The 8,125-nt window shown below is 61.7% G+C and carries 9 protein-coding genes and 3 pseudogenes; 4 read left to right on the top strand and 8 right to left on the bottom strand.

The window, feature by feature from the left end:
* The 3 genes from RWT78_RS26010 to RWT78_RS26000 all read left to right on the top strand — a co-directional run.
* Positions 1-350: hypothetical protein (locus RWT78_RS26010; protein ID WP_314681882.1), on the top strand; the 350-nt coding region annotated here is incomplete at its 5' end.
* Positions 350-1,426 carry an acetamidase/formamidase family protein gene (locus RWT78_RS26005; protein WP_209923414.1) on the top strand — a complete coding sequence of 359 codons (1,077 nt, stop codon included), beginning with the start codon at positions 350-352 and terminating at the stop codon, positions 1,424-1,426. The genes RWT78_RS26010 and RWT78_RS26005, both read left to right, overlap by 1 nt.
* A gap of 7 nt (positions 1,427-1,433) precedes the next feature.
* On the top strand, positions 1,434-2,696 hold the full coding sequence (locus RWT78_RS26000) for an amidohydrolase family protein (protein ID WP_298783351.1): 1,263 nt from the start codon (positions 1,434-1,436) through the stop codon (positions 2,694-2,696).
* Positions 2,697-2,774: 78 nt separating this feature from the next.
* On the opposite strand, the gene RWT78_RS25995 is transcribed toward RWT78_RS26000, so the two are convergent.
* From RWT78_RS25995 to RWT78_RS29245, 7 genes and pseudogenes are all read right to left on the bottom strand, one after another.
* Positions 2,775-3,872: an IS30 family transposase gene (locus RWT78_RS25995; RefSeq protein WP_314681884.1), complete on the bottom strand. Its 1,098-nt coding sequence runs from the start codon at positions 3,870-3,872 to the stop codon at positions 2,775-2,777.
* Positions 3,873-4,384: 512 nt separating this feature from the next.
* The gene (locus tag RWT78_RS29255; RefSeq protein WP_209923439.1) at positions 4,385-4,585 is read right to left on the bottom strand and encodes a helix-turn-helix transcriptional regulator; all 201 of its coding nucleotides are present in this window, start codon (positions 4,583-4,585) and stop codon (positions 4,385-4,387) included.
* Between the two features lie 46 nt (positions 4,586-4,631).
* On the bottom strand, positions 4,632-5,270 hold the full coding sequence (locus tag RWT78_RS25990) for a transposase (RefSeq protein WP_298783491.1): 639 nt from the start codon (positions 5,268-5,270) through the stop codon (positions 4,632-4,634).
* Between the two features lie 151 nt (positions 5,271-5,421).
* Positions 5,422-5,493: pseudogene (locus tag RWT78_RS29250) on the bottom strand (hypothetical protein); the annotation flags it as partial.
* Positions 5,472-5,825: a transposase gene (locus RWT78_RS25985; protein ID WP_209923418.1), complete on the bottom strand. Its 354-nt coding sequence runs from the start codon at positions 5,823-5,825 to the stop codon at positions 5,472-5,474. The gene RWT78_RS25985 and the pseudogene RWT78_RS29250, both read right to left, overlap by 22 nt.
* Before the next feature lie 213 nt (positions 5,826-6,038).
* A complete protein-coding gene (locus RWT78_RS25980) occupies positions 6,039-6,701 on the bottom strand; it encodes a transposase (protein ID WP_245219992.1) in 663 nt (220 codons plus the stop codon).
* A gap of 38 nt (positions 6,702-6,739) precedes the next feature.
* Positions 6,740-7,027: pseudogene (locus tag RWT78_RS29245) on the bottom strand (transposase); the annotation flags it as partial.
* A 516-nt stretch (positions 7,028-7,543) separates the two neighbouring features.
* On the opposite strand from RWT78_RS29245, the gene RWT78_RS25975 reads away from it, so the two are divergent.
* Positions 7,544-7,750: a hypothetical protein gene (locus RWT78_RS25975; RefSeq protein WP_209923424.1), complete on the top strand. Its 207-nt coding sequence runs from the start codon at positions 7,544-7,546 to the stop codon at positions 7,748-7,750.
* Between the two features lie 28 nt (positions 7,751-7,778).
* Here RWT78_RS25975 and RWT78_RS25970 read toward each other — a convergent pair.
* A pseudogene (locus RWT78_RS25970) lies at positions 7,779-8,072 on the bottom strand (transposase); the annotation flags it as partial.
* Between the last annotated feature and the right edge of the window lie 53 nt (positions 8,073-8,125).

Genomic DNA, 8,125 nt, shown 5'->3' with positions numbered 1-8,125 from the left:
GTGGACCACCCACGCTCGCCCGGCCGTCGGCGGGTTGTGTGGGCGCGCGTCCCCCCGCACCGGCCTATCGGTTCTTCTCGTTCGACGACGAGTTTCCCGGACTCGCTCCCGTCGATGTCGGCGGTTGGTCCGTACCAGGCGAGATATACGAGGTGTCGTACGCCGAGCTGCGCGAGAAATTACTGCCGCGAGAGCCGGACGAACTCGAACTGTCAGTGATCGAACTCGAGGACGGCCGCGGCTCGCTGAGCATGGTGTGCCGATCACTGCCCCTCGTCACAGACTCAGCCCGCGAAATCACCACCCCAGGTGGCTGGCGTGCGTACCTTGCCGCGGCCGCGACCGCGTAATGGAGATACTCCAGGCCGGGATTTATCCGGGCTCCGCTGACCACTACCTCTGGTGCACACCGGACACAGTCAGCTGGGGCACTCTCCCCACCGCGACGACCGAACCTGTGCTCACCCTCGACAGCGGCGAGACTGTCACTTTCGACACGGTCTCGCAAGAAGGTCTGATGGAAGACCAAGGCCGCGACCCCGTGGCCTACTTCCGGCAATACGGAGTCCACCGCTCGAAAGTACTGGCCGACGCCATCGAATTGGCTGCATCGGACCTCCGCAAACCTACAGCGCCTAAAGCTCCACATGTGGTGCTCGGACCCGTTCACGTGCGCGGGGCCCAGCCCGGCGACTGGTTACGCGTCGACTTCCTCGAGATGACACCGCGAGTTCCCTACGGAGTGATCTCGAGCAGGCATCAGCGAGGTGCGTTGCCGGAAATCCTTCCGCGCGATGTCGACGGCAGCATTCCCGCAGTATTCAGCAAGTTCTGCCCACTCGACGACACCGCAGATCGTGCACGATTCGAATTCAGCGGTGGCGCAGCGACAATCGACATGCGGCCCTTCATGGGACTGTGCGGCGTGACACCTGCCGGTAACGAGCCTTTGAGCACCATTCCGCCAGGTCCGTTCGGCGGCAACATGGACGTGCGCGAGATGGTGGTCGGAACCTCGCTGTACCTGCCTATCCAGGTGCACGGAGCGGGTTTCTACCTGGGCGACCCGCACTTCGCGCAGGGCAACGGCGAGATCGCGCTCACTGCACTCGAAGGGTCGCTGCGGGTCACCGCCCGACTGACCGTCGTGAAGACTCTGTCTCAGCCCCGTGCCGCGATGCCCTTCGTCGACACCGACGATCACTGGATCATCCTCGGGATGAACGAGAGTCTGGACGAGGCGATGCGTCAATGCGCGGAACTCTCGGTCGATTTCCTCGCCTCGTACACCGGTATGACACCCAGTGAGGCCTACCTGTATCTCAGTGCAGCGGGCGACTTTTCGGTGACGCAGGTAGTAGACCTGGTCCAAGGTGTCCACTGCTCGATACGCAAGAAAGACTTTCGTTCACTCGATCGACCCTAGGAGTACCGTGACCCGGAATTCATCGCTGCCCCTCGCCGCACCGCTGCCCCTCGTCCTGGGCGGACACGCAGTGCCCACGTTGCACAATGCGACCCTCGTCGACGGACGGATCGTCGATGTTCATATCGTGGGCGGGCGAGTGTATGACGTCGTACCCGCGCAAGGGCTAGTGCCAAGCGAGGACGACCTCGACCTCACCGGATTTCTCCTGCTCACGGCGCCGGCAGAGCCGCACGCGCATCTGGACAAGGCACTATCGTTCGACGAGATCCGGCCACCTGCTGGTGATCTCGGTTCCGCAATCGAAACCTGGGAAAACCACACACCGTCCCTGACCGTCGAGAGTATTGCCGAGCGCGCCCGACGCGCGGCATTGTTGCTGCTGGGCAACGGAACGACCGCGGTGCGATCACACGTCAATCTCCTACGAGGCGACCAGCCGTTACGTGGAATTCAGGCACTGGTGAAAGTCCGTGAGGAACTCTCGAGCGTCATGGATATTCAGCTCGTGGCGATGACGCCGTACGTCGTGGGCGACGAGGCAGTACATGCAGCCCTCGACCTCGGCGTCGATTTCTTGGGTGGGCATCCGCACCAAACACCCGACCCCAGCGGAAATCTGCAGCGACTGTTGGCAATAGCACGTGATCGCCGCGTCGGCGTCGACATGCACACCGACGAGCAAACCAACCCGACGATGCTCACGCTCGAGGAGCTTGCTCATTCCGTCCGGGACTGGCCGAGTTCGATGCCGGTGACCGCCGGACACTGCGTCAGTCTGGGAATGGTCACGCCGGAAGTGCTGGCCCGCGTGATCGAAGCGGTCAAAGAGAGCAACGTCGGGATCGTCAGCCTGCCGATCACCAATCTGTACCTACAGGGCTGGGACACCCCTGTGGCAATGCCGCGTGGTCTCACCGCCGCGCGGGCATTGATCGATGCCGGTGTACGGTTCGGCGCCGGCGCCGACAACGTTCGTGACCCTTACAACCCGCTCGGACGCAGCGATGCTCTCGAGACAGCGATGTTGCTGGTCACTGCCGGGCATCTGTCTGTCGAGGAGGCCTATCGGGCCGTCAGCGACGGCGCCCGTGACGTCATGTCACTTCCGAAGTCGGGAATCGAGAAAGATGCACAGGCCGAATTGTTAGCCATCCGTGCGGAAAGCCTCGAAGAAGCCGTTGCGGCCGCACCTCAAGACCGGATCGTGCTGCACCAAGGAAGACTCGTGTCGATGAGCAGAACCCAACGAGGGTTCTGCGAGTTCTGAGTTCACACGGCACCGGTTGGCGTAGCGAACGCACCGACCTGAAAAACTCTCTTTTCACAGCGTAAGTGCACGGCGGTTTCAAGAACCCAGCGCAACACTGCTGATGAGTTCGTTCAGTTTCTCACGAGGGGTATGGAATCCGTGAATCTTCCGGGGGCGGTTGTTGAGCTGCTCGACCATTGCCTCGATCGCGTCGTCGGATACGTTGTTGAAGTTAGTGCCCTTCGGGTAGTAGTCGCGGATTAGGCCGTTCAGGTTCTCGTTCGAGCCTCGTTGCCAGGGCGAATGCGGGTCGCAAAAGAACACGGGGCATCCGGTCGCGATCGTGAAGTCTTTGTGTCTCGACATCTCCTGCCCCTGATCCCAGGTCAGAGTTTTCCTGAGATGTTCTGGGAGGCGCATGATTTGGTTGCGGATGACGTCGATCACGGTGGCCGAGTCGCGGACGCCGGGTAGCCGTTCTATCAACGCGAAGCGCGTGTTCCGCTCGACGAGCGTGACGATCCCGGAGTTTGCGGGACCGACAACGAGATCGCCTTCCCAATTCCCAGGGACAGCACGATCCGCCGCGGAAGCGGGCCGGTCCGTGAGCCGGGCCCCCGCTAACCACGGTCGGACATCGCGGGATGGCAATCGTGAGGCAGGTGTCCTGCGAGAACGGCCTGAACGCAACGCCTTGGCGACGGTCAATTCGTGCCGTAACGATCCCCGGCCTTGGACATAGAGGGCTTGGTAGATTGTTTCGTGGGACACCCACAACTGCGGCTGGTTGGGGAACATCATCCGTTGTCTCCCTGCGATCTGCTGCGGAGAGTGCTTCTCGTTCAAGCCTGTGACGACGAGTGACCGCAGCTCATGGCAATCAAGTTTGCGTGCCCTTGTTCTCACGCGCGAGCGCATCGTGTGGTGATGCGCGACACCGGCATGGTATCTCGTCTCTCGCGACCCGCCGCGCCCTCGCCCGGTCTCGACTCTGTGACGTCCAAGCTCCCGTGAAATTGTGGACGCGGCAACGTCCAGGTGCCGGCCGATCGCTCGTATCGACCACGCGGGCGTGCTGTTGATCGCCATCTCGATGAAGACACGGTCCTGGTGAGTCAAGCGACGGTATGCGCGTTGAGGATTCAACGCTGACGTTGACGTAGTGACAGGCTCGATGCCGCCTCGGGCTCCCATACGGATCACCATGCCCGCTAGCCTGGCCCACTCGACGACCGCTCCCGTGTTCACACCGAATCGGCTCGCCGTTTCCTGAGCGGAAGCACCCATAAGAAGCATCGAATACGCGATGCACCGATCGTTCCACGAAACCGTCACGACAACCTCCGCATGAAGGTGTTGCGTTGGCTTCTTGAAACCGCCCACCTTTCGTTGTTCAACACTTCTGCAATACAAGGCCCCGCGAAAGATGTGGGCTGACAACCGGATTGCATACATCCCTAGCCGAGCAATTCGGAACTCATCCCACATCGGAGCACCGCGACTGAATGGGTTGCGCCGCAGCAGCGCTACGCATCGATTAACGCTTTCTGCACGTGATGCAAATATTATTGATAAATCTGAAGCCCTCTTTTCGTGGTCAAGGCATGACTCGCATCGCGGGTTCGCCTGCGGTGCGGAGCCCGGTAGATGTTGTCAAGTTGTCTGGGATACAGCAGTTTTCGGGCGCAGCAGGCCAATTGATGCTCCTAGGGTGTCAAATCGGTGTTTCGGAGCCATGTTTCGTAGGTGGTGAGGAAGGTAGCGTCGTGGACCCGTCCGTTTTCCGCGAGTGAAATCTTGGCGATGCTGACGCCCAAGGCTGCGGCCGCCTGAACTTGGATGAGTCCGCGTTCTTGGCGGAGCGGTCGAAGCTTTCGGTGATCGACAACGGGGACGGGGCTACTGATGAGTGTGAAAGACTTCTCGAGCGATCACGCGTTTGAGCTCTCTTGGTCAAGTCGCGGTGACAAGCAGTTGTTCGCCGCGGTGTCGGCAAGGAGCGTAGGGGGTGTCGGTGGTCCAGCAGGCCCAGATCACTCGGACCCATCCACGGGCGAGTATCCGTACCGCGTGTGGGTGCCGAGCACCCCGCGAACGGGCACGCCGGTAGCAGTCGCCAGCCCACGCCGAGCTGTGTCGTGAGTTGTCGGCGAAGCCTGTAATCGCGGCGCGTGCCGGCTTGTTGGCGGTATAGCGGAAGCCGACGCTGCGGGATTTTCCCGAGGCCCTCGTGACCGGTGCGGCCCCGCACAGGGCGGCGACCTGTTCGCCGGTAGTCGCATCGCTCGAGCAGGGCCCGATCTCTGCGATGAGCGCCGCGAGGCTGACGTTGGCGACGCGCGGAAGGGACTCGAAGAGCACAGTTTTGGGATGGGCAGCCAGGGCGTCCGCGAGTTCGTGCTCAAGACGGGCGATTTCGGTGTTGAGCAGGGCGATCTGGGCGATTGATCCACGAATGATCGCTTCGAGTACCTTCGGCGCGATGGGGTTCGCGGCGGCGGGCGCTGCCCGGAGCCGCCCGACGAGTTCGGCCCGCGGACTTGCCGCCACGGTAGCTGTGCCGATGGCAGAACTGGCGCATCCGACCTTCACCGAGAAGTGCCGCCGACTGTGGGGTGGGGTAGTCGGCCAAGAATGCCAGTGCGACTTGGGATGTCAGCTTCTGGAATACCTTCGCCGCGCCGGGCCAGTGCTCGGACAAGATGGCCCACAACTGATTCGAGGACGCCGTGCGCGCCTGGACCAGCACGGTTCGTGCGCGAACGTGTGTGGCAAGTTCCCTGGTGGCCTGCGCTACCGGTTCGACCCGGCGCAGGCGGTGATTGTCGGTGCGGGCGTAGTCGGCGAGCATGATGTGACAGCCTTCGCTCCTGCCGAACCCCACCGTGGCCGCGCAGCCTTGAAAGATGCCGGTTCGATCATCAGTACGGGATGCCCTGCGCTGGCAATGCGCCCTACGACCAGACCCTCACCACGCTCGACCGCCACCGGGAGCCGGGCCGGATCACCCAGTTGGGAGAGTTCGGCGAAGAGCGCCGCGATGCCTTTCTCGGTGTGCTCGATCATCCAGGTCTTGATTACCGTCCCGTTGTCGTCGATTAAGCAGACGCCGTGCCGAGTTGAACCCCAATCCCATCCACAGAACATGTGTTGACCTCCAGGTCCGAATACCGTCGCTGGAGCCGGGCAGGGCGTCGGTTCCTCATTGTTCGGCCCTCGTGGGGCTGCTCTCTCGCGCCGATCACACTCCCCGGCAACGGCGAGGGCGACCTGCTCAAACGGGCCATCGAGTGGCTAGACAGCGTGGCCGTCCCCCGTCGTTCCCGACGAACGAGCCGACATGGCCCGCATTACCCATACTCATCCAATGAGGCAGCGGAGGATTTCCTTGGTTCCCTTGCCTTCCTGCTGCTTACGTTGAATATAGTCGCGGGTTCGTTGGTCGTAGGTCATTCGCGTGAGGGCGATTTGATGGAGGGCGGAGTTTGCATGCCGGTCGCCGCCGCGACCCCGCCGGTGACGAGTGGTCTTGCCACTGGAAGCCGGAATAGGGCTCGTCCCACAGAGTGCTGCAAAAGACGCTTCCGACTTCAGTCGATCGGTGTTTCCACCGGCGGTGATCAATAGTTGTGCGGCGGTGACGGTTCCAATGCCCTTCGTCTGCGCCAGCCCCGGGTTGATCGCAAGCACCAGCTGCTCGAGATCGGCCTCAAGTACGTCGATTTCCGCGGTGAGGTGCTGGTACCGGCGCGCCAGAGATTTCAACGACGACATGATTGTGCGGGTGAGCATGTTCTCTTCCGATGCCGGCCTCGTGCGGGCCAAGGCGGGGAACAATGCCGTGTCGGCGGTACTTCGGTACCGGGCCCGAATCTGCTCGGGTGCGGTGACCAGCAGACTTTTGATCTGAACGCGAGTGGCAGTTCGTGCTTTGACCGCACTGCGACGCGCTGCGTGGATGTAGCGGGCGGCCTCGACGAGACCGTCGAGTTGTTTCGGTTCCGGATGATCGTCGGTGGCCAAAGCCGCTGATGCGGCTGCATAGGCGTCGACCTGATCTGTTTTCCTTGCATACGCCGCACTTGCCGATTCGGACGGATCACCTCGACCACACGGACCCCGGAATCCTTCAAATGCTGGGTGATCCCAGCGCCGTACGAGTGGGTGCCTTCAACTCCGACCCGTCGGACAAGGCCGAACGCGGCGATGTACGCGGCGATCGCCTTGTAGCCTTTCAAGGTTGTCGAGAATCCCGCGTCTCCTAGCCTGCGACCGGTGGTATCGATCACGGCGACATGATGGGTGTCGGCGTGGGTGTCGATCCCGGCGATGACTTCCAACTCGATCATTGTCATGATGGAAAGTGCCTTCCTGTTACCAAACGAGGGCTCGCCGGTCAGGAAGGGCAGACAAGACGTTGACGGGGCTTCTACCCAAGCTCCTGACTTGTTCAATGGAAACCAGGACAACCGGGATCTGCAATCTCGTAAAGTCCACGGTGTCGGTCGGCGCAGGCTCGCAAGCTCCTTGCCGCCCCAATCGGGTGATTGGCTCACTTATAGCGTGCCCTTCCGATCGACACCGGCCTACGGTGTGGTTCGACAGAGGCGTGAAACGATCAACTTCAAGTCAGGATGCCCACCGCAGGTGCACACCGAAACCGCACCCGGACAACAGGAGCATCCGAATTAATCATCATCGGAATCGACCCGCACAAAGCATCATTGACAGCCGTCGCCGTCGACAACAGCGGCGAGACAATGGCCCGCCGCAGGTTCGCTGTCAATTCCGGTACTGCCACGCAACTGCGGAAATGATCACACAGATGGGCCGAGCGGCGTTTCGCCGTCGAAGGCGCCAAGGGATTGGGGCGCGGTATCGCACAAATACTGCTCGCCGACGCTGAACACGTCGTCGACGTACCGTCCACCCTCGCCATGCGTGTGCGCGTGCTCGATACCGGCGGAGGACGCAAGACAGATGTGGACGATGCACGTACTGTCGCATTGACGGCATTGCGCCACAAGGGATTGCACGCGGTTCGGTACGAGGATCAGTCGAGGGGGCCTTGACCCCGGAAACTGGACACGGGGTTTGTGATTACGCGGCTTGCTGCAGGCTATCGGATGTGTGAGCGGTTTCGTAGTCGGTGGGACTGAGATAGTCGCAGTACGAGTGTCGACGCCAGGTGTTGTAACGGGTGACCCACCGGAACACCGCCAGCCTCGCCACCCGGGGCGATTCCCAGCGGGCTGCTCCTTGTAGGGTCTCCCGTTTGAGTGTCGCATTGAACGACTCGGCCAGGGCATTATCTGCGCTCGTGCCCACCGCTCCCATCGATTGCGCGACACCCAACTTCGCGCAGAGCATCGCGAAACCCTTTGAGGTGTACTGATTGGGCTCAATCGGTGGACGCAACATTCGAGGTCAGGAGGGTGTTGTGGGTC

The organism is uncultured Rhodococcus sp. (assembly GCF_963525155.1).
Lineage (GTDB): Bacteria > Actinomycetota > Actinomycetes > Mycobacteriales > Mycobacteriaceae > Rhodococcus_F > Rhodococcus_F qingshengii.
The sequence above is the reverse complement of the archived record's forward strand: the minus strand, read 5'-3'. Positions and strand labels throughout refer to the sequence as shown.

Coding starts and splice junctions, on each gene's coding strand:
- RWT78_RS26005 (WP_209923414.1), top strand. CDS start 350: ATGGAGATACTCCAGGCCGGGATTTATCCGGGCTCCGCTGACCACTAC.
- RWT78_RS25995 (WP_314681884.1), bottom strand. CDS start 3,872: ATGGGAGCCCGAGGCGGCATCGAGCCTGTCACTACGTCAACGTCAGCG.
- RWT78_RS25985 (WP_209923418.1), bottom strand. CDS start 5,825: ATGTTCTGTGGATGGGATTGGGGTTCAACTCGGCACGGCGTCTGCTTA.